The organism is Geminocystis sp. CENA526 (assembly GCF_050753365.1).
Lineage (GTDB): Bacteria > Cyanobacteriota > Cyanobacteriia > Cyanobacteriales > Cyanobacteriaceae > Geminocystis.
The window spans coordinates 36,938-59,230 of sequence record NZ_JBLZFY010000016.1 but is presented as its reverse complement, the minus strand read 5'-3'; the positions used below and the strand labels follow the sequence as shown (position 1 = coordinate 59,230).

At 34.7% G+C, this 22,293-nt stretch carries 18 protein-coding genes; 11 read left to right on the top strand and 7 right to left on the bottom strand.

The window, feature by feature from the left end; translation table 11 throughout:
- The first annotated feature begins 759 nt into the window (after nt 1-759).
- Both ACN4EE_RS06975 and hypF read left to right on the top strand, forming a co-directional pair.
- Nucleotides 760-2,904, top strand: a complete 2,145-nt coding sequence (locus ACN4EE_RS06975; protein ID WP_431705694.1) for a Tex family protein — start codon at nt 760-762, stop codon at nt 2,902-2,904.
- Nucleotides 2,905-3,458: 554 nt separating this feature from the next.
- Entirely contained in the window at nt 3,459-5,810 is a 2,352-nt protein-coding gene (gene hypF / locus ACN4EE_RS06970) for a carbamoyltransferase HypF (protein ID WP_431705693.1), read from the top strand.
- On the opposite strand, the gene hypD is transcribed toward hypF, so the two are convergent.
- Nucleotides 5,751-6,857 (bottom strand): hydrogenase formation protein HypD, encoded by a 1,107-nt coding sequence (gene hypD, locus ACN4EE_RS06965; protein ID WP_431705692.1) that lies wholly within the window; start codon nt 6,855-6,857, stop codon nt 5,751-5,753. The genes hypF and hypD overlap by 60 nt on opposite strands.
- Before the next feature lie 325 nt (nt 6,858-7,182).
- Between hypD and ndhC the strand changes: the two genes are divergently transcribed.
- The 4 genes from ndhC to ACN4EE_RS06945 all read left to right on the top strand — a co-directional run bounded on the left by ndhC (nt 7,183) and on the right by ACN4EE_RS06945 (nt 9,293).
- A complete protein-coding gene (gene ndhC / locus ACN4EE_RS06960) occupies nt 7,183-7,545 on the top strand; it encodes a photosynthetic/respiratory NAD(P)H-quinone oxidoreductase subunit C (protein WP_431705691.1) in 363 nt (120 codons plus the stop codon).
- 128 nt (nt 7,546-7,673) lie between these two features.
- Nucleotides 7,674-8,408, top strand: a complete 735-nt coding sequence (gene ndhK, locus ACN4EE_RS06955; protein WP_431705690.1) for a photosynthetic/respiratory NAD(P)H-quinone oxidoreductase subunit K — start codon at nt 7,674-7,676, stop codon at nt 8,406-8,408.
- A 3-nt stretch (nt 8,409-8,411) separates the two neighbouring features.
- Nucleotides 8,412-8,939: an NAD(P)H-quinone oxidoreductase subunit J gene (locus tag ACN4EE_RS06950; RefSeq protein ID WP_431705689.1), complete on the top strand. Its 528-nt coding sequence runs from the start codon at nt 8,412-8,414 to the stop codon at nt 8,937-8,939.
- A gap of 87 nt (nt 8,940-9,026) precedes the next feature.
- Nucleotides 9,027-9,293 carry a YciI family protein gene (locus ACN4EE_RS06945; protein ID WP_431705688.1) on the top strand — a complete coding sequence of 89 codons (267 nt, stop codon included), beginning with the start codon at nt 9,027-9,029 and terminating at the stop codon, nt 9,291-9,293.
- A gap of 101 nt (nt 9,294-9,394) precedes the next feature.
- Here ACN4EE_RS06945 and ACN4EE_RS06940 read toward each other — a convergent pair whose 3' ends face one another.
- The 4 genes from ACN4EE_RS06940 to ACN4EE_RS06925 form a co-directional block, all read right to left on the bottom strand.
- Complete coding sequence (locus tag ACN4EE_RS06940; protein WP_431705687.1) at nt 9,395-9,685, bottom strand: Fe(II)-2OG oxygenase family protein; 291 nt, start codon at nt 9,683-9,685, stop codon at nt 9,395-9,397.
- Nucleotides 9,672-9,965, bottom strand: coding sequence for a BrnT family toxin (locus tag ACN4EE_RS06935; RefSeq protein ID WP_431705686.1), 294 nt, complete (start codon nt 9,963-9,965; stop codon nt 9,672-9,674). The genes ACN4EE_RS06940 and ACN4EE_RS06935 overlap by 14 nt, the downstream gene beginning before the upstream one ends.
- A gap of 99 nt (nt 9,966-10,064) precedes the next feature.
- Nucleotides 10,065-11,285, bottom strand: a complete 1,221-nt coding sequence (locus ACN4EE_RS06930; protein ID WP_431705685.1) for a M20 metallopeptidase family protein — start codon at nt 11,283-11,285, stop codon at nt 10,065-10,067.
- 91 nt (nt 11,286-11,376) lie between these two features.
- A complete protein-coding gene (locus ACN4EE_RS06925; protein WP_431705684.1) occupies nt 11,377-11,901 on the bottom strand; it encodes a GNAT family N-acetyltransferase in 525 nt (174 codons plus the stop codon).
- A 430-nt stretch (nt 11,902-12,331) separates the two neighbouring features.
- Here ACN4EE_RS06925 and ACN4EE_RS06920 point away from each other — a divergent pair, with 430 nt between their 5' ends.
- Nucleotides 12,332-15,250: a DEAD/DEAH box helicase gene (locus tag ACN4EE_RS06920; RefSeq protein ID WP_431705683.1), complete on the top strand. Its 2,919-nt coding sequence runs from the start codon at nt 12,332-12,334 to the stop codon at nt 15,248-15,250.
- Between the two features lie 112 nt (nt 15,251-15,362).
- On the opposite strand, the gene ACN4EE_RS06915 is transcribed toward ACN4EE_RS06920, so the two are convergent.
- A complete protein-coding gene (locus ACN4EE_RS06915) occupies nt 15,363-17,831 on the bottom strand; it encodes an alpha/beta hydrolase (protein ID WP_431705682.1) in 2,469 nt (822 codons plus the stop codon).
- 151 nt (nt 17,832-17,982) lie between these two features.
- Entirely contained in the window at nt 17,983-18,648 is a 666-nt protein-coding gene (queC, locus tag ACN4EE_RS06910; protein WP_431705681.1) for a 7-cyano-7-deazaguanine synthase QueC, read from the bottom strand.
- A gap of 186 nt (nt 18,649-18,834) precedes the next feature.
- Between queC and ACN4EE_RS06905 the strand changes: the two genes are divergently transcribed.
- From ACN4EE_RS06905 to purC, 4 genes are all read left to right on the top strand, one after another.
- Nucleotides 18,835-19,230, top strand: a complete 396-nt coding sequence (locus ACN4EE_RS06905; protein WP_431705680.1) for an ArsR/SmtB family transcription factor — start codon at nt 18,835-18,837, stop codon at nt 19,228-19,230.
- Nucleotides 19,231-19,333: 103 nt separating this feature from the next.
- A complete protein-coding gene (locus ACN4EE_RS06900; RefSeq protein ID WP_431705679.1) occupies nt 19,334-19,912 on the top strand; it encodes a Uma2 family endonuclease in 579 nt (192 codons plus the stop codon).
- A gap of 179 nt (nt 19,913-20,091) precedes the next feature.
- Entirely contained in the window at nt 20,092-21,309 is a 1,218-nt protein-coding gene (locus ACN4EE_RS06895; RefSeq protein WP_431705678.1) for an RNA-guided endonuclease InsQ/TnpB family protein, read from the top strand.
- A 224-nt stretch (nt 21,310-21,533) separates the two neighbouring features.
- Nucleotides 21,534-22,277, top strand: coding sequence for a phosphoribosylaminoimidazolesuccinocarboxamide synthase (gene purC, locus ACN4EE_RS06890; RefSeq protein WP_431705677.1), 744 nt, complete (start codon nt 21,534-21,536; stop codon nt 22,275-22,277).
- The last annotated feature ends 16 nt before the right edge of the window (nt 22,278-22,293 follow it).

Below are 22,293 nucleotides of genomic sequence, written 5' to 3'. Positions count from 1 at the left end.
CTCTTCCCCCTCTTCCCCCTCCTCCCCCTCTTATCTTCATCATTTTATATCGAACTCAGGTGAGCATTAGTGGGCGATCGAAGTAGGTAAACGGTTTCTACTAAACTGCGTAACTCTGACTCAGCAATTAAAGCCACATTCTCCCCATTACGGCGATTAATAATTCTACTTTAGACTAATGTTATAGGTAGCGTTTTTTAGTCAAAATTTATCGTTTAGATACACTACTGGTAGTGTAATTTTTCATTTAGTCTAAAGTACAGTAATAATGAAAACCTCTTTATCCTGCGCTACCTTTTCTAAAATCTTAAATAACCCATTTCTTACTTCCGTGGGAGATGTAATTTCGTAACTAAACATAGTTTTTATATGTACATTATTTCGTACATTATATCAAACAAAATCTTGCTTATATTAATAACTAGGGTTTGCTGAATAAATCAGAAGACTATTAAAATCAACGGTTTGGAGATACTACATCAACTAAAAAGTGTTCAATTTTCACAATTTTTACTCAAAAACTGAGCATTTTTTACTAAATTTTACTCGAAACAACTTTGTAATTATATGTCAATACAAAGCCTCAAAACCTTGATTTTTGTCATTTATTCACTCTTCCCTTTTCCCAAATCCGCTCTTCCCTCTCTTCATCAAAATACTTTTTCAGCAAACCCTAACTACTGATGATTTATTAATTTCGGGATTGCTACTAAATCTTGTAATGATTATCATGTGAATAGTTGTCTATTCTTAATTTTTATGCTCAATATTCCTCAAGTTATTGCTAATGAATTATCTCTCAATCTTAAAAATGTTAACAGTGCTTTAGAATTATTAGGGGAAGGCGCTACAATTCCCTTTATTGCTCGTTATCGTAAAGAAAAAACAGGCTCTTTAAATGAGATTGAATTAAGAAATATTCTCGATCGAGCCGTGTATTTACAAGAGTTAGAAGATCGTAAACAAGTCATCCTTGAGAGTATCGCTTCTCAAAATCTTCTCAGTGATAGTTTAAAAGCCCAAATAGAGGCTTGTTTACAAAAAAATGATTTAGAAGACCTTTATTTACCTTATAAGCCCAAAAGACGCACAAGGGCGACTATGGCGAAGGAGAAAGGCTTAACTCCTCTGGCGGAATTTATCAAAAGTCTCAATCATCCTCAAGCAAAACCCGTTTCTTTGGATAGAGAAGCCCAAAAATACCTCACCGATGAAGTAAAATCTGCTGAGGATGCGTTAAATGGTGCTAGGGATATTTTAGCCGAAGAAATCGCCGAAAATGCCGAATTAAGAGCTTATGTAAGAGAGTTTATCCTTGATAACGGTGGTTTTGCATCTCATATCAAAGACGAATATCCCGAAGCTACAACTAAGTTTGAAATGTATCGTAATTTTCAGGCTAAATTTAGCAAAATTGCACCCCATAACGTTTTAGCACTATTTCGAGGGGAAACGGAAAAAATCCTTGGGGTGGATATAGATTTTGATGAGTCGAGGGTGATAAATTACTTAGAGTCGAAGGTAATTAAAACCAAAGTTAGCACCGTCAAAGAGTTTTATCAACATACCCTCAAAGATAGCTTTCAACGTTTACTCAAACCTGCTTTAATGAGGGAAGTTCGATCGACTATCAAAGCATGGGCAGACACAGAATCCATACAAACTTTTGAAGCCAACCTGAGAGAATTATTATTGTCTCCTCCTGCGGGGATGAAACCCACTTTATCGATCGATCCGGGGTTTCGGACAGGTTGCAAAGTAGCAATTTTATCAGAAACAGGGCAATTTTTAGAATATCAGGCGATTTTCCCCCATACTGGTCAAGAAAAAAGGGCATTAGCTAAAGATACCTTGAAAAAGCTCATCCTTAAACATAACATTGAATTAATTGCTATAGGTAATGGTACAGCATCACGGGAAACCGATGAATTTGTTACAGAAGTTTACGCAACCCTTGACAAAAAACCCATTAAGGTAATAGTCAACGAATCGGGTGCTTCCATTTATTCCGCCAGTAAAGTTGCCATCGCTGAATTTCCTGACTTAGATGTTACCGTGAGAGGTGCTATCAGTATAGGCAGAAGGCTACAAGACCCGTTAGCAGAATTAGTAAAAATTGATCCCAAGTCCATTGGTGTGGGACAATATCAGCATGATGTGGATCAAAAATTGCTGAAAAAGAAATTAGAAGAAACCGTAGAAAGTTGCGTTAATTATGTTGGGGTGGACTTAAATACTGCATCCTCAGAATTACTCACCTATGTATCGGGAATTAATCAAACCATTGCTAATAATATTGTCACTTATCGCAACGAAAAAGGAGCATTTAAAACCAGAAAAGAGTTATTGAAAGTGAAAAAGTTAGGCGAAAAAACCTTTGAATTGTGCGCAGGATTCTTAAGAATTAGAGAGGGAGAAAACCCTTTAGATAATACAGCAGTGCATCCTGAAAGTTATCCTATAGTTAAGGCAATTTCTCAAGATTTAAAGATACCTTTAGCCAATATTAATCAAATTAATGAACATCTTAAAAAAGTTGATTTAAAGAAGTATATTAACGAAAATATTGGACTTCCTACTCTACAAGATATTATCAAAGAATTAGAGAAACCCGGTCGTGATCCTCGTGCTAAGTTTCAATATGCAACATTTAAAGATTCTATCAAAGAAATGAAGGATTTAAAAGAGGGTATGGAATTAGAAGGTATCGTGACTAATGTGGTTAATTTTGGTGCTTTTGTGGACATTGGTGTTCATCAAGACGGATTAGTACATATATCTCAACTGTGCGATCGATATGTAAGTGATACGACTGAAGTGGTGAAAGTAGGGCAAGTCGTCAAAGTGAGGGTATTAGAAGTAAACGAGAAATTAAAGAGAATTAGCCTATCGATGAAGAATTGAATTTGACAGGAAAAATGACAAAAGAATATAGCAATTCTAAATCATTCGTGAGAAATTGAAAATAAGTTTCCCCTTAAACAAACAGGTTTTTTTCAAAGTCGGGGTAAAATTACATTTTTCTTAGTCGCTTTAGCAGACTTTTGCTGTTAGCTTTGTCAATTTATTGCAAAGCGGATTAGTTGGTAAAACCCTTATTCCGCAAAGAAATAAATTTCATTGCTCATAGCATAACTTTACTAAAGTGAGTTAATTTTCATAAAAAATATCTTAATTTTTAATTATAATTGATTTGCTTAAAAAATGCCTAGATTTCTTGTTAATTATATTTTCCAGTTAAATCAAATTTTGAGAATGAAAAAAACCTGTTAAACAAAGGGAGATTAGGAGGGATTAAATTCTTACAACTTATTAGACTTCTCCAATAATTATTTTTACCCGATTGAAAATGACGATAAACTATATTAGTTTAACGATTTCAATATCTAAATTGATTTAATTTTTCATTTCTGGAGATGTCTATTATATACATTTCATTGTTTTAAAAAGGTGATTATATGACTAAAATTTGTTATAAAATTTCCATTAGGGGTATTGTACAAGGTGTCGGATTTCGTCCTTTTATCTATAAATTAGCCCAAGAATTAGGCTTAAAAGGTTGGGTTAATAATTCTGTGGAAGGTGTCTCGATCGAGGTAGAATCAGATAGAGAAAAATTGCAGATATTTATTAATAAAATTAAAGAAGAAAAACCGCCTCACTCTCGCATTGATAGTATAGAGATTAAAGAGTTTAAAGGAGAAGGTTATCAAGAATTTATTATCAAAAATTCAGAGACTATTAATCATCAGAAAAAAACTACTTTAGTTTTACCAGATTTAAGTGTTTGTAGTGATTGTTTAACAGAAATTTTTGATCCTAATAATCGCCGTTATCGTTATCCTTTTACTAATTGTACTAATTGCGGTCCTCGTTATTCTATCATTCAAAGTTTACCCTACGATCGAGTATTTACTACCATGAATAAATTTATCATGTGTGAAGAATGCAAAAAAGAATATTATAATCCCAAAAATAGACGTTTTCATGCCCAACCAAATGCTTGTCAAAAATGTGGTGCAAATTTAGAATTATGGGATAAACAAGGTAACTGTTTAAGTAAATTTGATGATGCTTTAACTCAAACAGCTAATTTAATTAAGCAAGGTAAAATTATTGCCTTAAAAGGATTAGGTGGTTTTCATTTAATAGCAGATGCGAGAAATAAACAAGCCATTGATACCTTAAGAAAAAGGAAAAATCGCCCTCATAAACCTTTAGCTTTAATGTATCCTAATTTAGAGCAAATTAAAAATGATTGTTTAGTCTCTGATTTAGAAGAAAAACTGTTATTATCTTCTGCGTCTCCCATTGTGTTAGTGAAAAAAAAGGATAGTTTTACTCAAAATAAAGCAAAAAATCAGCAATATTTAATCTGTGAAGAAATCGCACCGAATAATCCTTACTTGGGGGTAATGTTACCCTATACTCCCTTACATCATTTATTATTAAATCTCTTAAATTTTCCCGTAGTTGCCACCAGTGGTAATCAAAAAAGTGAGCCTATTTGTATTGATGAATACGAAGCCTTAGAGAGATTAAATTTATTAGCAGATTATTTTTTAATCCATAATCGCCCTATTTTTCGGGCAGTAGATGACTCCATTGTCAGAATAGTTAATAACGAAATAATTATTTTAAGAAGGGGGAGAGGTTATGCCCCTTTACCGATAAAATTAGAGAAAAAGTCCACAGAAAATTCAGCGCAAATTTTAGCATTAGGAGGGCATCTTAAAAATACTATTTCCATTGAATTTAATCAACAAATTTTTGTGAGTCAACATATAGGAGATTTAGATAATTTAGAAACCATTAAGGCTTATAAAAATACCATTAAAAATTTAAGTGATATTTATGATTTTACTCCAGATTTGATCGTCTGTGATGCACACCCGAACTATTTTTCTACTCAATACGCCGAAGAATTAAGTAAGATAAAAAACCCTCCTATTCCCATTATTTCAGTGCAACATCATTTAGCCCATATTTTTGCTACTATTGCCGAACATAATTTAAAATTACCCCTATTAGGTATAGCATGGGATGGTACTGGTTACGGTTTAGATAACACTATTTGGGGAGGAGAATTTTTCTATATTAATGAGAAAAAAATCCAAAGAATTGCTAGTTTTTTACCCTTTCCCCTTATAGGAGGAAATCAAGCAATTTTACAACCCCAACGTATCGCTTTAGGTTTATTAAATACAGTCTATAATGGTTTAGAAAATATACCGCAAAATTTACCTATTTTGACTCATTTTTCATCCCAAGAATTAGCCTTATTTCAGAAAATGATTGACAAAAAAATCAATACTCCTTTAACTAGCAGTGTCGGGCGTTTATTCGATGGTATTGCCTTCATTTTAGATATTATCAAAGAGGTGACTTTTGAAGGTCAAGCGCCTATGGCTTTAGAATTTTTAATAGATAATTCTTCACCTGATAAACTATATAATTTTCATTGGACTTATGATCCTAATAACTGTAATTATATCGATGTTCGATCGATGGTAACAGAAATTATTAGGGATTATTTAGATAATAAATCTTTAGGATTAATAGCGACAAAATTTCATCTAACTTTAGTGGAAATTATCAAACATATTAGTCAAAAAGTTGATACTTCGACAGTGATTTTAAGCGGTGGTTGTTTCCAAAATAAATATTTGTTAGAGCATAGTATTAATACATTAATTGATCATAATTTTAAACCCTATTGGTCACAAAAAATCCCTCTTAATGATGGTGGTTTATCCGTCGGACAAATTCAATTTGCGAAAACGATGATAGGCGGCACAAGCGCCTTCTGATGATACCATCGGTGCGCCTAAAGGTTGTTCTGGGGTGCATTTTGTGCCAAAAGAAGGGCATTGGTGAGGTTTTTTGATGCCTTGTAAAATTTGACCACTAATACAATCTTGAGATTCTAAAATACTATCATTATTCGGGGGGAGATTTAATTTTTTTTCGGCGTTAAATTCTTGATATTTCTCTTTAATTTTTAAGCCACTTTGAGGAATATTCGCTATACCTCTCCAAAAATAATCCGCAGGTTCAAAGATTTCTATTAATAAATTTTGAGCGTTTTTATTCCCTTCTTTTGTGACTAAACGACTATATTGATTTTCGACTTTAAACTCTTTGTTTTCTAGTTGTTTAATAGTCATAAAAATTCCTTGCAAAATATCGATCGGTTCAAAACCTGTCACGACAATAGGCACTTTATATTGAGAAGAAATAGCCTCGTATTGATGATAACCCATAACGGTACACACATGACCAGCCGCTAAAAAACCCTGTACTTGACATTGATTTGATGATAAAATTGCTTCCATAGCAGGAGGTACTAAAACATGGGAAACTAACACAGAAAAATTAGTTATTTTTTGTTCATACGCCTGATAAATTGTCATAGCTGTACTTGGGGCGGTGGTTTCAAATCCGACAGCAAAAAAAACTACTTCTTTATCAGGGTTTTGATGAGCTATTTTTAAGCAATCTAAGGGGGAATAAATAATGCGAATATCCTTCCCTAATGCCTTCATACTTAACAAATCTTTTTCTCTACCCGGCACTCTTAACATATCCCCAAAAGTGCATAATATACTATTAGGTAAAGAGGCTATTTCTATGGCTCGATCGATCAGGTTAATATTTGTTACACACACAGGACAACCAGGACCATGAATTAAGGTTATGGTAGGGGGTAATAACTCATTAATACCATATTTAACGATCGAATGGGTTTGTCCTCCGCAGATTTCCATGATTTGCCATGGTTGAGTGGTGATAGACTCGATCGAAGTACAGTATTTTTTGACTAAGTTTATATCCCTATATTCATCGACAAATTTCATAATTTTATTGAATTTTAGCTGTTTTTAATAATAAATTTTACAGCACTTTCCAATGTGATAAACAACCATATACCGCTTTCAGTCCCAAAATCATCAGTATCAAAGTGGTAATCATCCATTTACCGCTTGGGGAGAGAACAACCACTGTCTAAGTCGAGCAATCGGTTTGGATAAGTTGACTCAGTGAACCAAGAATCCAACGTGCTTCAGCCGTTGGAGTGTCAAGAGAAGGAGGTTTTTTGAGAGTTTACTTAGATAAAGTAATTGAAGATAGCGATTTTGACTTAAACTAATAACAATTAATCATTATTTGCTTTCAAGATATATGTTTGTTCTTACTGGTTACGAATATTTTTTAGGTTTTTTGATTGTCAGTAGCTCTGTACCAATTTTAGCGTTAACGGCATCCAAATTATTACGTCCGAAAACAGGAGGTCCCGAAAGAGTTACTACCTATGAGTCAGGGATGGAACCCATTGGAGGAGCATGGATTCAGTTCAATATTCGTTATTATATGTTTGCCCTTGTGTTTGTGGTGTTTGATGTGGAAACAGTTTTTCTTTATCCTTGGGCTGTAGCTTTTAATACCCTCGGATTATTGGCTTTTGTAGAAGCGCTGATTTTCATTTCCATTTTAGTGGTTGCCCTTGTTTATGCTTGGCGTAAAGGTGCTTTAGAATGGTCGTAGGAATGAAGAATGCAGAATGTAGAATGAAAAATTCTTAGTCATTACTTCTTCCTTTTTGCTGTTTTCACAGTTGTTCAATGGAACTAAAGTTATTATTGTAAATAATGCTATTTTTGTAAAAAAAATTTATGACAAACTCGACTCCCGATTTAGCTACACTCAAAAAACAAACTACGGATAAAATTCTGAATCCCATTGCTAGAAATCAGGTGACTCAGGATTTATCAGAAAATATTATCCTTACTACCGTGGACGATTTACACAACTGGGCAAGGCTTTCTAGTTTATGGCCTTTACTTTATGGTACAGCTTGTTGTTTTATTGAATTTGCCGCACTTATTGGCTCTCGTTTCGATTTCGATCGATTTGGACTCGTACCTCGATCGAGCCCCCGTCAAGCGGATTTAATCATCACTGCGGGAACAATTACCATGAAGATGGCACCTGCTTTAGTGCGTTTATACGAAGAAATGCCCGAACCAAAATATGTAATTGCGATGGGTGCTTGTACGATTACGGGTGGAATGTTTAGCAGTGACTCGACTACTGCCGTTAGGGGTGTAGATAAATTAATTCCTGTGGATGTTTATATTCCGGGATGTCCTCCTCGTCCTGAAGCGATTTTCGATGCTATCATCAAACTGAGAAAGAAAGTTTCTAATGAGTCTATTCAAGAACGGGGTAAAGTTCAATCTCAAACCCATAGATATTACTCTACTACCCATAATATGAAGATGGTTGATCCCATTTTAGACGGTAAATATTTACGCAGTGACACCAGAAAAAATCCCCCTGCTGAATTAGCCGCCGCTATGGGATTACCCGTTTTAGATACCGCTACCCAAGTTAAACAGGAGGCTTAATTAATGACAGAAACAAATAATACTCCCGAAACTACAGCAGAAAGTTCGATCGTCGAGGCTGGTGTTGCTTCTCAATGGTTAACCGAAAACGGTTTTGAACATGAAGCCCTCGAAAAAGATCATTTAGGCATAGAATTAATTAAAGTCGAACCTGAGTATTTATTACCCATTGCTACGGCTTTATATGCCTATGGTTTTAACTATCTTCAGTGTCAAGGCGCTTATGATTTAGGTGCAGGAAAAGAGTTAGTCAGTTTTTACCATTTAGTCAAGGTAAGTGATAATGTTACTAAACCCGAAGAAGTGAGAATTAAGGTATATCTTAATCGAGATGAGCCTAAAGTTCCCTCTGTATATTGGATTTGGAAATCTGCCGACTGGCAAGAAAGAGAAAGTTATGAGATGTATGGCATTATCTATGAAGGACATCCTAACTTAAAACGTCTGTTAATGCCCGAAGATTGGGTAGGTTGGCCTTTACGCAAGGATTACATCTCTCCCGATTTTTACGAACTCCAAGACGCATATTAAATAATAGGTAATAGGTAATAGGTAATAGGTAATAGGTAATACTTGTTAATTCTTCATTCTTCATTCTTCATTCTTCATTCTCCATTCATGGCTTGGTTTGTCAAAATAGAAAAAGGTATCGTTAATAAAGAAGTGTTCGATCGATATGTCGAAGATCATATAATGTATGTTAAGCAATTAATAGCCGATGGTCACGAAGCAAAAACGGGCTATTGGGCTGAATTAGGTGGGGGAATGCTTATTTTTACCGCCAACTCACGGGATGAGGCAGAATCGATCGTCCTTAATGATCCCCTTGTGAAAAACAAGTGTGTTGAATATGAGCTACATCAATGGCAAATTGTTGTCGGTTAAGCTAGAAAAGTAGTCAATTTAAGAGACTTCTCCAATTATTATGATTTTACCACCGTAGAACAGGCATCTTGCCTGTATTATTGAAGATGTCTAATAAATAACTAAATTAATTCTGATTGAATTTCTTTGATAATCTTTTCCCTTTCCGACTCAGAAGAAATGTGCTTACTTAATACTTTTAGAGTGGACTGCATTAATTTTTGAGCAAATTTTTGACTAATTTCTTCTCTTAAACTTTTACCTATATAAAATTTGATTAAAGCCTCTAAAGACATATCTTTTTCTTGAGCTATTTCTTCTAATTGTTTAAGGGTATCTGAAGGTATTTTAATAGATACTATTTCTCCAGAACGAGGCTTAATTGTTAAAGTATAATCTTTATGATTGTTCATATAATTTCTGTTCATAACGAGTAGCAGTACGGGCGGAAATAATACGATTTCTTGTATTTTTTTCCATAAAAACGACTAATAAAAGACGATATTTTAAAGAATAACCGAGGATAAATTCTCTTTGCTCATTGTTTCTTGTGGCATCTCCTGTTTGATAAAATGGATCTAAAAAAACCTCTACAGCTTCTTCAAATGTGATTCCATGTTTAATAACATTACTATCAGCTTTATTACTATCCCATTCAAACTCTATTCCTTGTAAATTATAAACAATATTCATTAATTTTTATGTGAGCTTGATCTAAGAGTTTTACTATCTGGTAAAGTTTTTGAAAATTTTGCAAAAAGAGCATTATTAGTTTGGCATTTTCTTAAAAGTTTAGATGATAAAATCAGCAAATTTTTCGACACAACGGGCAAATATTTCCACTCCCAAACTCAAGACGCTTTCGTCAAAGTCAAAACGAGGATGATGGTGAGGATAGTTTAACCCTTTTTCTTCATTCGCTGAACCTAAAAAGAAGTAACATCCCGGCACTTGTTGCAAAAAGAATGACATATCTTCTCCCCCCATTGTCTGGCATTCAGGCACGACTCCCAAGGGCGTTTCTACTACTTCCAAAGCCACTGATTTAACTAATTCCGTGATACGAGAATTATTGATGACAGGAGGATAAAGTTGCCAGTAATCGAGATCATATTTTGCACCGTGACTGTCACAAATTCCCTTAATAATTGCCTCGATTCTCTCCCCAATGAATTTTTCTAGTTTCGGATTAAAATAACGTACTGTGCCACTCATTTTAGCAGTATCCGCAATGACGTTTAATGCTGTACCTGCATGGAATTGTCCCACTGTCACCACCGCCGAATCGATCGGGCTTACATTACGAGATACGATCGACTGTAAACTATTAATAATTTGAGCGCCTAAAACCACAGAATCAATAGTTTGATGAGGCATCGCCCCATGCCCCCCTTTCCCAAATAGAGTACACTTAAAACACTCCACCGCCGCCATTAATGCCCCTTCTCGAACTCCCATCGTACCGACGGGTAAATTATTCCACAAATGTAGTCCAATAATAGCATCCACCGCAGGATTAGTTAACACCCCTGCTTCAATCATGGGTTTAGCACCCCCCGGTCCTTCTTCAGCAGGTTGAAAAATAACTTTAACAGTCCCCCGCCATTTATCTCGATTATGGGCTAAATAATGGGCAATACCGAGGGCTATGGCAGTATGTCCATCGTGACCGCAACCGTGCATAATACCTTTGTGTTTAGAACAGTAGGAAACCTCATTTTCTTCTTGAATCGGTAAGGCATCCATATCAGCACGAATCGCTAAAACTCTTCCTTCATGATGACTATGAATAGTAGCGACAATACCCGTTTTTGCCACTTGAGTTTGATAGTCAATACCCCAATCACTCAATTTTTCCGCTACAAAATCGGCAGTTAATACCTCCTGAAAACCCAACTCTGGATATTGGTGTAATCTGCGTCTCCAATGCACTAATTGAGGTTGAAGTTGTGCTATTTCTGAGCGAATTTCGGAGGTTTTGATGGAATAATCTGAGGTGAGGGTATTAACCATAATATTTATAAATATTTACAATCAAATAATGAATCTGTTTTTTATTTTAACCTTCATTTAATCTCTATATTTGTCACGAATATTGTTGAAGCTAGTCAGGATACCAAAACATACCCTTAATGCCTTCAGGGTCTAATACAAAACCTAAACGGCGATAAAAGTCCACCACATGGGGATCAGCAAATAATGTTACATTGCTAATATCATCACTGCGTAGTTTTTTGATGATATATTTCATAAAAGTTTTACCTAAGCCCTTATTCTGGTAACGAGGATGTATCACCACATCCCAGATAGTAGCGTTAAAAGCACGATCAGATGTAGCACGAGCAAAACCGATTAGTATTGTTCTTGCTCCCCGTATTTCCCAAGCTGAAGCGACTAAATAGCTATTATCTAACGCTTTGCGCACTTTTCGCAATGGTCTTCTCGCCCACCCTACGGAGTCGCATAATTCTTCTAATTCGTATAAGTCTATTTCTTGACTGGTACTAAAATATAGTTTAGTACGACCAAACACATTTGGGTCTAGTGTAACCCAATCTCGATCGAAATCTTTGTCAGTTCGACCGTTATAACTATCGGTTTTTGTAAACAATTTTTGTAACCAAACCATGCCTATAGCGTCAATCTATAAATGCTCTACTTATTTTACTCCTCAATGGTGCAGAATCTTTCTTTTTCCACTTAGGCATAGAAAATAATACCACAAAGTACCCATTTCTGAACATCATTTTATATCAGTACTTATCTTGATCATTTTATGTCGAACTCAGATTATTTTGATCATGTTCGATCGTAAATTAGGTAGAATTGAAAATAAACCCTTAATCTAAATATCCCAGTAAAAAATAATTACCTTGAATATTCACTCTAAATATTTACTTATTCTTAATAAATTGCCTAGTTTGTGTTATCGGTTAAAAGTATATTTATTTTGCTCAAATCTTAATTTAACTCAAGAATTATGTTATAAAAACTCTCCACAAAAATTATTCCATTAACTTTTAATAAATATTGACTTTTAAACTCGATCGAACTTAACTATGAACACGAATAAATTAGACTTTAACCGCCTTTTTCCCCATAAACTAGACGATTTTCAACAAGAAGCCATTAAGTATTTAGACGAAAATAAATCTGTAGTGGTGACTGCACCTACAGGCTCAGGTAAAACTTTAATCGGAGAATATGCTATTTATCGTGCATTAAATCAAGGAAAAAGAGTCTTTTATACCACTCCATTAAAAGCCCTTTCTAACCAAAAATTTAGAGATTTTCAAGAAAAATTTGGACAAACATTATTAGCAGAAACTAACACCTATGCGGAAATTGGTTTAATCACAGGAGACACATTAATCAATCCCAATGCGCCTATTATCGTGATGACAACAGAAATTTTCCGCAATATGCTTTATAGTACTCCCATTGGTGAAGTGGGTACATCCATTCAAAATGTACAAACAGTCGTACTAGATGAATGTCATTATATCAGTGATCCGGGGAGAGGTACAGTCTGGGAAGAATCTATCATTTATTGCCCTTCTAATGTTCAATTAGTAGCATTGTCAGCAACCATCGGCAACCCCGAAGATTTATGTCGTTGGATTAATAACGTCAGAGATGCGCATTTTCAACAGGGGGTTAAGAGTGAGTGTATGTTAGTCAACTCAGATTTTCGTCCTGTACCATTAAAGTTTTATTTTAGTCATGCTAAAGGTTTATATAGCTTATTCAATGAGAAAAATCAGAAGTTAAATACTCAATTAAAACCCTTTTTAGGTACTAATAAAAGAGGCAAATTTCATCATAAAGATTGCCCTAGTATTAAAACAATTGTGCAACAATTAAGTAGTGATAATATGCTCCCTGCTATCTATGTAATTTTTAGTAGAAAAGGATGTGATCAAGCAGTAGAATCTTTGAGCTATTTTAATCTTGTCACCCTTGAAGAAAGTAGAAAAATTTTGCTTTATTTACTCTATTTTCTAATGATTGAAAATTTAGAATTACAGGGAAAAATAGTTGAATTTGCTAAAAAAGAACATGAAATTGCCTATAACAAGATTATCTCTTTTATTGCTAATAACGATCGAGCGGGAGAAGAATTAGTAGATTATTTAATCGAAAAACCCTTATTTAAAGAACGTTTATTAAGATTTTTAGCAGATCATAGCGAATTAGTAAGAAGTAGTCAAATTGAACCTTTAACTAGAGGAATTGCAGCCCATCACGCGGGAATTTTACCTGCATGGAAAGAGTTGGTAGAAAGATTATTTGAATTAGGTTTAGTGAAAATTGTTTTTGCTACTGCTACCCTATCGGCTGGAATTAATATGCCTGCGCGCACCACTGTAATTTCTGCGTTGAAAAAAAGAGGAGATGACGGGCATCGTTTTTTAACCCCTTCGGAATTTATGCAAATTGCGGGGAGAGCGGGGCGTAGGGGCATGGATAAGGTGGGATACGTTATCACCGTGCAAACCATGTTTGAAGGGGCTTTAGTGGCTTCTAAATTAGCAAAAGCTCCCCCCGAACCCTTGCGGAGTCAGTTCACCCCTAGTTATGGTATGGTGTTAAATTTATTACAGAAACATACCATTGATGAGGCGAAGGATTTATTAGAGTTAAGTTTTGCCGAGTATTTGGCACAGTTACAACTTGCACCCCAAGAGGATGCTATTAATACCTACACGACGGAGTTAAGCAAGTTAGATATTATGTTAGCTGGTTACAATAGTCGAGACTTAGCTAATTACGAGAAATTGAAAGAAAGAAAGAAACAGGAGAAGAAAGTCCTTAAATTATTCCAAAGAAATTGGATTCAAGCTCGACAACGGGCGATTATGCCTTATTTAGAAACTCTACAACCGGGGGCTATACTAAATTTATGTAGAGAATATAAAAAGAATGCCTATAGTATTCAAGGAGTTTTTATTGCCCATATTCCCAATGGTAATCAAAAGTTTTTGCTGTGTTTAGGTAAGGATAATAATTGGTATATTGCTTCTTTTGCGGATGTTATTGATATTAATGGCGGTAGGATTCCCCCTCATTTTGTGGAAAATATCGACATCCCTGACATTAAACAAGTGGTTATCGGTTTATTCGATTATGGTGATGATCATACCCTAAATGTGAGTCAATTAATCACGGAATACGAACAAGAATACGCCCCCCCTAGCGAAGATATTATTTTACAACAACAAACTATAGCCCAAATTGAGGACTCGATCGTCAATAATCCCTTAGATAAAGTGGAGAAAATCGGACAAATTCTCAAAAATAATCGTAAACGACAACTATTAAAACAAGAATTAACTCGTATCCAAACCCAGTATCAGCGAGGAAAATCCCATAGTTCGTATTATTGGCAAGAATTTCTGGCATTAATCGAAATTTTAAGGGAATTTGACGCTTTAGACGGTTATACTCCCACTCCCCTAGGAGAAGCCGCCGCCGTGATTCGAGGAGAAAATGAATTATGGTTAGCCTTAGCTTTAACCTCCCAACATCTTGGTTTTCTTCAACCTCATCACCTTGCAGGGGTGATTACTGCCCTGATTTCAGAACCAGCACGATTTGACACATGGGTAGGTTATCAACCTTCTCCCGAAATTTTAGAGGCATTGGGAATCCTTAGAGATGAGGAAGTTAACTATAATCCTCAAGAGTCTTTAGGGGAAATTCGTCGTCGTCTCAACCAAGCTCAAAAACACCACGATATAACTATTCCCGTTTTGTTAGAAAGGGATATGATTGGTTTATCGGAGGCTTGGTGTTTAGGGGAAACATGGGAAGAAATCTCGAAAAATACCACTATGGATGAAGGGGATATAGTGCGTGTATTAAGACGTACGATCGATGTATTAGTACAAATACCCCAAATTCCTCGCATTGATAATAATTTAGTCACAACGGCAAAAGAAGCAGTGCAGAAAATGAAGCGTTTTCCCGTCTTGTAACGTATCAAAAGGAAAGTAATAGTGAATAGTGAATAGTGAATAGTGAATAGTGAATAGTGAATAGTGAATAGTGAATAGTTTTTAATTCTTAATTCTTAATTCTTAATTTTTATTAGCGATTAATGTTTAAGCAATAATTGAGGGTTTTCGCTAAATTATCTTCTACTTCGGGAGAAAAATATTCTTTTGTTAACGGTTTTTTGTTTAAAAAATTATTCACTATTTCTATCCATTGGCTATCTTGTTTTGGTAATAATAATCCATAATATTCACAGTTTATCGGTAAAGAGGGTACGATCGAATAGTCTTGGGGATTTTTGAGAGAAGATACTTGATTTTCTAATAAAATTTTACTATCAAAAATGGCATCGATCGAGCCTTTTTCGAGGGCTTTTATTTCTTCTTCAATACCTTCATTAAAATAAATAGGTTGAGCTTGGGGATATTTTTCTTTCAATAAATCTGCGGTAGGAGTGTTATTTAAGACACCAATTTTAAAATTTTGTAAAGAGTGATTAGGATTAAAATTTTTCTCTAAAGTTTTAGGAATTAAGAAGTAATTACCCGTGACAAAAAAAGGAATAGAAAAACTAATGTCATCAAGATTTTGACTCATACTATTAGCACCACATTCTAAGTGTACCTGTCCATTAGTAACTAAATCAAAACGGTTAGTTAAATTAGAAGGAAATAATACTATATTAGGCTTAAAAGATAAATCTAATTGCTCCTCTAAATGACTAGCTAATTCCTCTGCTAAAAAACTACAATAACCTTCCCAATATCCATCTTGATTAATAAAGCCAAAAGGAGGAGTATTTTGAGAATAAGCAACTTTTAAATTTCCCGTATTTTTGATTTCATCCACTATGGAATTATAGTTATCTACTAAAGGAAAAGAAATCACTAAAGGAGGCACTATTTTTAAGGGTAAATTACTACCAAAAACTGAGGTAATATCATCAGCAGTTAAATCATTAATTTGATAAACATTTAATTTTTCGTGACTAGAAAATTCACCATAATTAGGAGTAAGATAAGCTAAATATTGAGAGTTATTATTTAAGTATGCTTCCATAAAAGCCACAGCGATACCATGAAAATATTGACTCGTTATATCTCTATGTTGACCAACTAATATTTCTGGTAAATTAGTTAAAGTATATTGTGGACTCGGTTGGGTAGAACTAAAATGTGTACCCGGTTGATAAAATAATAGATGTTTGAAAGGATTTTGTAACCAGATAAAAGGGTGTACTTGCTCAATAACTACGGGAGTAATGACATCATCCCCCCCTGCGGTAATCATAATCGGTATTTTGATTTTACTCAAACTTTCAGGTCCAAAAATAGCACTGGTGAGGGGATGAGTCGCAATAACCGCTTTGATTCTGGAATCTTGTAGATTATATTCCACAGGAGGAAGATGACTGCCTTGACATTGTAGAATTACGGCAGTATTGACAATAACTTGATCTTGTCTGCATTCTGTTTGCAGTCGTGATATATTTAACGGCGCTCCTGCTAAAGATAAAACTGTCGTACCTCCTAAAGAATCACCTATAACCCCTATTTTGTTTAAATCCACTCTTTTTTGCCAAATTTCACTTTTAGCGGTCAATTCTTGCAGTTTATCGATGACTGACGACATATCTTGAGGTCTAGCAATAAATTCTACTGGACTTAAAGCACTGTTTAACGATCCTTTTAATAATTCTTCACGGTATTGTAAATTGCTACCAATATGTTCGGGAATAGCAATAACAAAGCCATGACTAGCTAAATGTTGGGCTAAATTAACGAAATTCTCTTTTAAAGAGCCAAATCCGTGGGATATTAAGATTAAAGGTTTCTTTTCTGAGGTATTTTGAGGAAAATAGACATCCACATCAAAACTATATTCTCTCACAAATCCTTTATCGGTTTGTCTTAAGTCTTGTTTTTCAATGGTAATAGTTTCTTTACTAACTTGATATTCTCCTTTTTGACTCAAATTTTTGAGGGTATTTAAGTCAATATTAGAGTGAAGTTGTTTATCGTTATTCGCTCGAATTTCGATCGATTTTGCTACAGCATCTCGATAACTTTGATAAAGAAATAAATCATCTTTTAATTGTGCTAATAATTCTAAATTAACGAAGATACTTGATGAGGGAAAATTGCGTAAAACATCAAGAATTGTCCAAGAATTTTGTTGCGTTGCTGTAGTAACAACTGCCCCTCGAAGGGCATAAAAACCATTTCTATCACGGTGAGTCGAGACAACTTTCCCTAGTTGTTTTAATAAGTCTTCTGCTAAGGAAGTGCGACTTAATTTAGAGACAATTACAGAGTCAATATCGTGGGTTTTATTAAGAAAATTACGAATTTCTATTAAGGTTTTTTCATCTAAAGATGAGCTATATTGTTGTAAATCACCCTTTAATTCACCAGTTTTAGCAAAGGTTTCTAAGGATTCGATCGAAACGGAAAAAATGAGAGAACTATGGACTAAATTAATTGTTTCAGCACTTTTACCAGAATTAGGAAAAAAGCATAAAAAAACAATATTTAAACTTAATAAAAAAGCACTTTTTTTCATAAAAAATTAGGAATTAGGAATTAAGAGACAGGTAGAATTGACAAATATTTATAGTTTTCTGATGGGGTGGGGTTTAATATATTAAACCCCTACGTTACTCATTCCTCATTACTCATTACTCATTATTCATTCCCTCTCTTAATCGGTAAACTTAGATACTTCCCAGTTTATAACCTGCTTTGAGTAAAGCATCATCCCGAATACGACAAGAATCACAGACACCGCAGGGGGTTTCTCCTCCTTGATAGCACGACCAAGTTTCATCGATCGGTACATTCAAAGCCATAGCAGTTTTCACAATTTCCACTTTCGACAAGGTTACTAAAGGAGCGATTAATTGGGGTGCTTTTCCTTCAATACCGACTTTTGAGGATAGATTTGCTAATTGTTGAAAAGCCTGTAAATATTCAGGGCGACAATCAGGATAACCAGAATAATCGATGGCGTTGATACCTAAATAAATAGCTTCTGCTTGGGTAGCTTCCGCTAAAGAAAGTGCGATCGAAATAAATACAGTATTTCTACCCGGTACATAAGTAGAAGGAATTTCATCGGGTTTTACTCCATCTTGGGGAATAGATAAACTGTTATCTGTGAGGGAAGAGCCTCCCCAAAGAGAAAGGTTAACATCAATGATATAATGTTCTTTAATGCCTAATTTGGGAGCTAATTTTTGGGCGATGTCCAATTCTTTGGCGTGTTTTTGCCCATAACGAAAGGATAGCGCTCTCGTCTCGTATCCTGCATCAATAGCAATGGCGGCACTGGTAGCGGAATCTAAACCTCCTGATAATAAAACAATAGCTCTTTTCAACATAATACATTAATAAATAAAAAAGTTCGCAGTTTTAACCATTTTTAGTTAAAAACTAAGTACAAAATATAAATTTACAAATACTGCATATTATTATAATAACTCCAAAACTGTTTACTATTCTTTGTGGTTATCGAGCGTAGATACTCCACCTTCGTCAGAAAAATTTTTTCAGCACTACCTATAAATATGAATCTTTCCTATTCCGTTAAATCTTTAGAAGACAAAACAAAATTAATTCCTTGTAAGCCTCACAGTGTCGAAATAGAATTAATCGAGACTTTTAAGTCACAAATTTTAAGTAACGATAAGGCGCAAAAAATGGCGGAGTTTTTTAGTTTATTAGGAGATTCTAACCGTTTAAGAATTTTATCGGTATTAGCACAACAAGAATTGTGTGTTTGTGATTTAGCGGCTACTTTAGACATGAGTGAATCGGCAGTGTCTCACCAATTAAGGACTTTAAAAGTCATGCGTTTGGTTGCCTATCAAAAAAGAGGGAGAAAGGTTTTTTATCGTCTTTTAGACCATCATGTTTTAGAATTATATCGATCGGTGGCTGAACATTTAGACGAAACGGATTAGATATAGCAATGGGCAATGGGCAATGGGTAAAAGTTAAGAAAGACTCATAAAAAATTACAATATTGCTAAGTATAGTTAAGATACCAGAAAGTTGAGGTTGAAAATGGTAAGTTCGATCGTATTTCCCATCACCGTTGAAGAATATCTTGCACAAGAAGAAATCAGCGAAGAAAAAAACGAATTTATAGAAGGAGAAATTGTTAAAATGGCGGGTGCTTCTGCTAATCATAATCGTTTGGCTGTTAATTTCACCCGTCTATTACCCCTAGAAATCAATGGGCAAAGTTACGAGATTTTTGTTAGTGATATGAAGTTATTACCCCCTCATGGTGATAATTATTTTTATCCTGATGTTATGGTAATTAAAGGTGAGCCTTGCTTTACTAACGAAAAACAAACCGCAGTAACGAATCCTTGTTTAATTGCCGAAATTTTATCTAATTCAACAGAAGGATTTGACAAGAATCAAAAATTTGCTTTTTATCGCACTATACCTGAATTGAAAGAGTATATTTTGATCTCTCAAGAAGATTATCGGGTGGAATTGTATCGCAAAGTAGGTAAACATCAATGGTTATTGACAGAATTAGTCAGTCAACAGGATGTGTTAACCTTAGAATCCGTTGAGGTAGAAATTAGTTTAGCAGATTTGTATAAACGGGTTAAATTTAGCAATAAATAGTTTTAGCTTCTTCGGCAAAAAGCCTCACACTGTATTGTTCCACACAAAAAACACTCATAAAATCAGTGTGAGATGATTCGACTACGCTCACCACAAGTGAATTGCCATCCTAGATTGTTGCACAAATCCTCAAATTAATGTTAAACTAAATTATAGCAAATCAAGTTTACTCTAAAGTAATGTTGAAAGTAGTTAAAATCAGAATTTACCCAGACTCGTCTCAAAAACTAGCATTGGCAAAAGCCTTTGGTAGTTGTAGGTGGCTTTGGAATTATTTTTTGAATTTAATGAATGAGACTTACAAAAAAACAGGAAAAGGTTTATCAGGCTATGATGTCAAGAAGTTAATTCCTGAGTTAAAGAAACAGGAAGAAACTGCTTGGCTATCTGAAACCTACTCTCAATGTTTGCAACAAGTTTGTTTAAATCTGGGAGTAGCTTTTAATAATTTCTTTGAGAAACGAGCAAAGTATCCTAATTTTAAGAAAAAACAGGGTAAGCAATCATTGCAGTATCCTAGCAATGTCAGTATTAAAGATGACTGTCTTAATGTTCCCAAAATAGGATTGATTTATGCTAAAATTCATCGTCCTATTGAGGGTAAAATTAAAACGGTAACTATTACTAAAAACTGCTGTGATCAATACTATGCTTCTGTTTTGATTGAGGATGGTAAAGATAAACCGACTTTATCCTCTGAAGGTAAAGCAGTTGGAATTGACTTAGGCTTGACTCATTTTGCTATTACCAGTGATGGCTCTAAATTTGATAACCCCAAGATACTGAATAAACATGAGAAAAACTTAAAAAGAAAACAGCAACAATTATCTCGTAAACAAAAAGGGTCTAATAACCGTAATAAGGCGAGGTTAAAAGTTGCTAGAGTTCATAAAAAAATCACTAATTGTCGTGAGGATTTTCTACACAAGCTATCTCGTAGGATGGTAAACGAAAACCAAGTTATTGCAGTAGAGAATCTGAATGTTAAGGGCATGATGCAAAATCATTGTCTAGCTAAAGCAGTTCAACAAGTAGGTTGGGGACAATTTTGCACTATGCTTAAATATAAAGCGGAGCAGGAAGGAAAAGTTTACATTGAAGTAGATAGATTTTTCCCTAGCTCTAAAACTTGTCATGTGTGCTTAAACAAAATAGACAGCTTACCCCTAAATGTAAGATACTGGAGTTGCGTAAAGTGTGGCACTAAACATGATAGAGATATAAACGCAGCAATTAATATCCGAGATGAAGGACTACGAATTTTACAGACCTCTGGAACGGGGGATAAAGCCTGTCGTCAAACTGTAAGTCGGGGTAAGGGAGGACGCAAGAAATCTACTACTACGCTAGTTTCTGGGCAGGAAGCCAACACTGTAACGTCAGTTCAGTGTGGGTAGTTCACTCATAAAGTTCGTCTCGATCGAAACTATAATCAGGAGGTAAGTAAACCTCGTAACTCTTTACCCGTTGAAAAAACACTTGCTTTTTATCGTTTTCCTTAGATATGAACCTCCTTTGTATCCTTGTTCTTATGGACATTTTCTTCCTTGTGCTAAGTCTTGACGGAGACGATACTTGATATAATATCTAAATTTAAAATTTTTGAGAATAACTTTTGATTATGTCCACAGGTAAAAAATTATATGAAGGAAAAGCTAAAATAGTTTATGCTACTGAAAACGATCGAGAATACTTAACTTATTTTAAAGATGACGCTACCGCCTTTAATGCTCAGAAAAAAGGTTCGATCGAAAATAAAGGGAGTATCAACTGTACAATATCGTCCGCATTACTGGAATTATTGGGCAATAAGGGCATCAAAACTCATTTTTTGGATCAAAAGTCAGAAAGAGAAATGCTCGTTAAAGCAGTGGAAATTATCCCCTTAGAAGTGGTAGTGAGAAATATTGCAGCAGGAAGTTTGTGCAAACAGACAGGTTTACCCGAAGGACAAAAATTAGCTTTTCCCCTCGTAGAATTTTACTTGAAAAACGATGACTTGGGCGATCCCCTCTTGACAATCGATCGATTAACATTATTGAATATAGCTACCCCTGAACAAATATCTCTGCTGAAAGAAAAAGCCCTGAAAATTAATCAATATCTGATAGAATTTTTCGCAAGTTGTGATATTACGTTAGTGGATTTTAAACTAGAATTTGGTTTAGATCAAGAAGGAACAATCCTTTTAGCGGACGAAATTAGTCCCGATACTTGTCGTTTATGGGATGTATTGGAACAAGACACAGAAAAAAGAGTCTTGGATAAGGATCGCTTTCGCCGAGATTTAGGTAAAGTAGAGTCAGCATATCAGCAAGTACAAAAAAGAGTGTTAACTCAAATTGAAAAACTGAAAAATAATTAGTATATTTAAAAACAAT

Excerpts from the sequence above, each read along its gene's own strand:
- ACN4EE_RS06975 (WP_431705694.1), top strand. The coding sequence starts at position 760 with ATGCTCAATATTCCTCAAGTTATTGCTAATGAATTATCTCTCAATCTT.
- hypF (WP_431705693.1), top strand. The coding sequence starts at position 3,459 with ATGACTAAAATTTGTTATAAAATTTCCATTAGGGGTATTGTACAAGGT.
- hypD (WP_431705692.1), bottom strand. The coding sequence starts at position 6,857 with ATGAAATTTGTCGATGAATATAGGGATATAAACTTAGTCAAAAAATAC.
- ndhC (WP_431705691.1), top strand. The coding sequence starts at position 7,183 with ATGTTTGTTCTTACTGGTTACGAATATTTTTTAGGTTTTTTGATTGTC.
- ndhK (WP_431705690.1), top strand. The coding sequence starts at position 7,674 with ATGACAAACTCGACTCCCGATTTAGCTACACTCAAAAAACAAACTACG.
- ACN4EE_RS06950 (WP_431705689.1), top strand. The coding sequence starts at position 8,412 with ATGACAGAAACAAATAATACTCCCGAAACTACAGCAGAAAGTTCGATC.
- ACN4EE_RS06945 (WP_431705688.1), top strand. The coding sequence starts at position 9,027 with ATGGCTTGGTTTGTCAAAATAGAAAAAGGTATCGTTAATAAAGAAGTG.
- ACN4EE_RS06940 (WP_431705687.1), bottom strand. The coding sequence starts at position 9,685 with ATGAACAATCATAAAGATTATACTTTAACAATTAAGCCTCGTTCTGGA.
- ACN4EE_RS06935 (WP_431705686.1), bottom strand. The coding sequence starts at position 9,965 with ATGAATATTGTTTATAATTTACAAGGAATAGAGTTTGAATGGGATAGT.
- ACN4EE_RS06930 (WP_431705685.1), bottom strand. The coding sequence starts at position 11,285 with ATGGTTAATACCCTCACCTCAGATTATTCCATCAAAACCTCCGAAATT.
- ACN4EE_RS06925 (WP_431705684.1), bottom strand. The coding sequence starts at position 11,901 with ATGGTTTGGTTACAAAAATTGTTTACAAAAACCGATAGTTATAACGGT.
- ACN4EE_RS06920 (WP_431705683.1), top strand. The coding sequence starts at position 12,332 with ATGAACACGAATAAATTAGACTTTAACCGCCTTTTTCCCCATAAACTA.
- ACN4EE_RS06915 (WP_431705682.1), bottom strand. The coding sequence starts at position 17,831 with ATGAAAAAAAGTGCTTTTTTATTAAGTTTAAATATTGTTTTTTTATGC.
- queC (WP_431705681.1), bottom strand. The coding sequence starts at position 18,648 with ATGTTGAAAAGAGCTATTGTTTTATTATCAGGAGGTTTAGATTCCGCT.
- ACN4EE_RS06905 (WP_431705680.1), top strand. The coding sequence starts at position 18,835 with ATGAATCTTTCCTATTCCGTTAAATCTTTAGAAGACAAAACAAAATTA.
- ACN4EE_RS06900 (WP_431705679.1), top strand. The coding sequence starts at position 19,334 with ATGGTAAGTTCGATCGTATTTCCCATCACCGTTGAAGAATATCTTGCA.
- ACN4EE_RS06895 (WP_431705678.1), top strand. The coding sequence starts at position 20,092 with ATGTTGAAAGTAGTTAAAATCAGAATTTACCCAGACTCGTCTCAAAAA.
- purC (WP_431705677.1), top strand. The coding sequence starts at position 21,534 with ATGTCCACAGGTAAAAAATTATATGAAGGAAAAGCTAAAATAGTTTAT.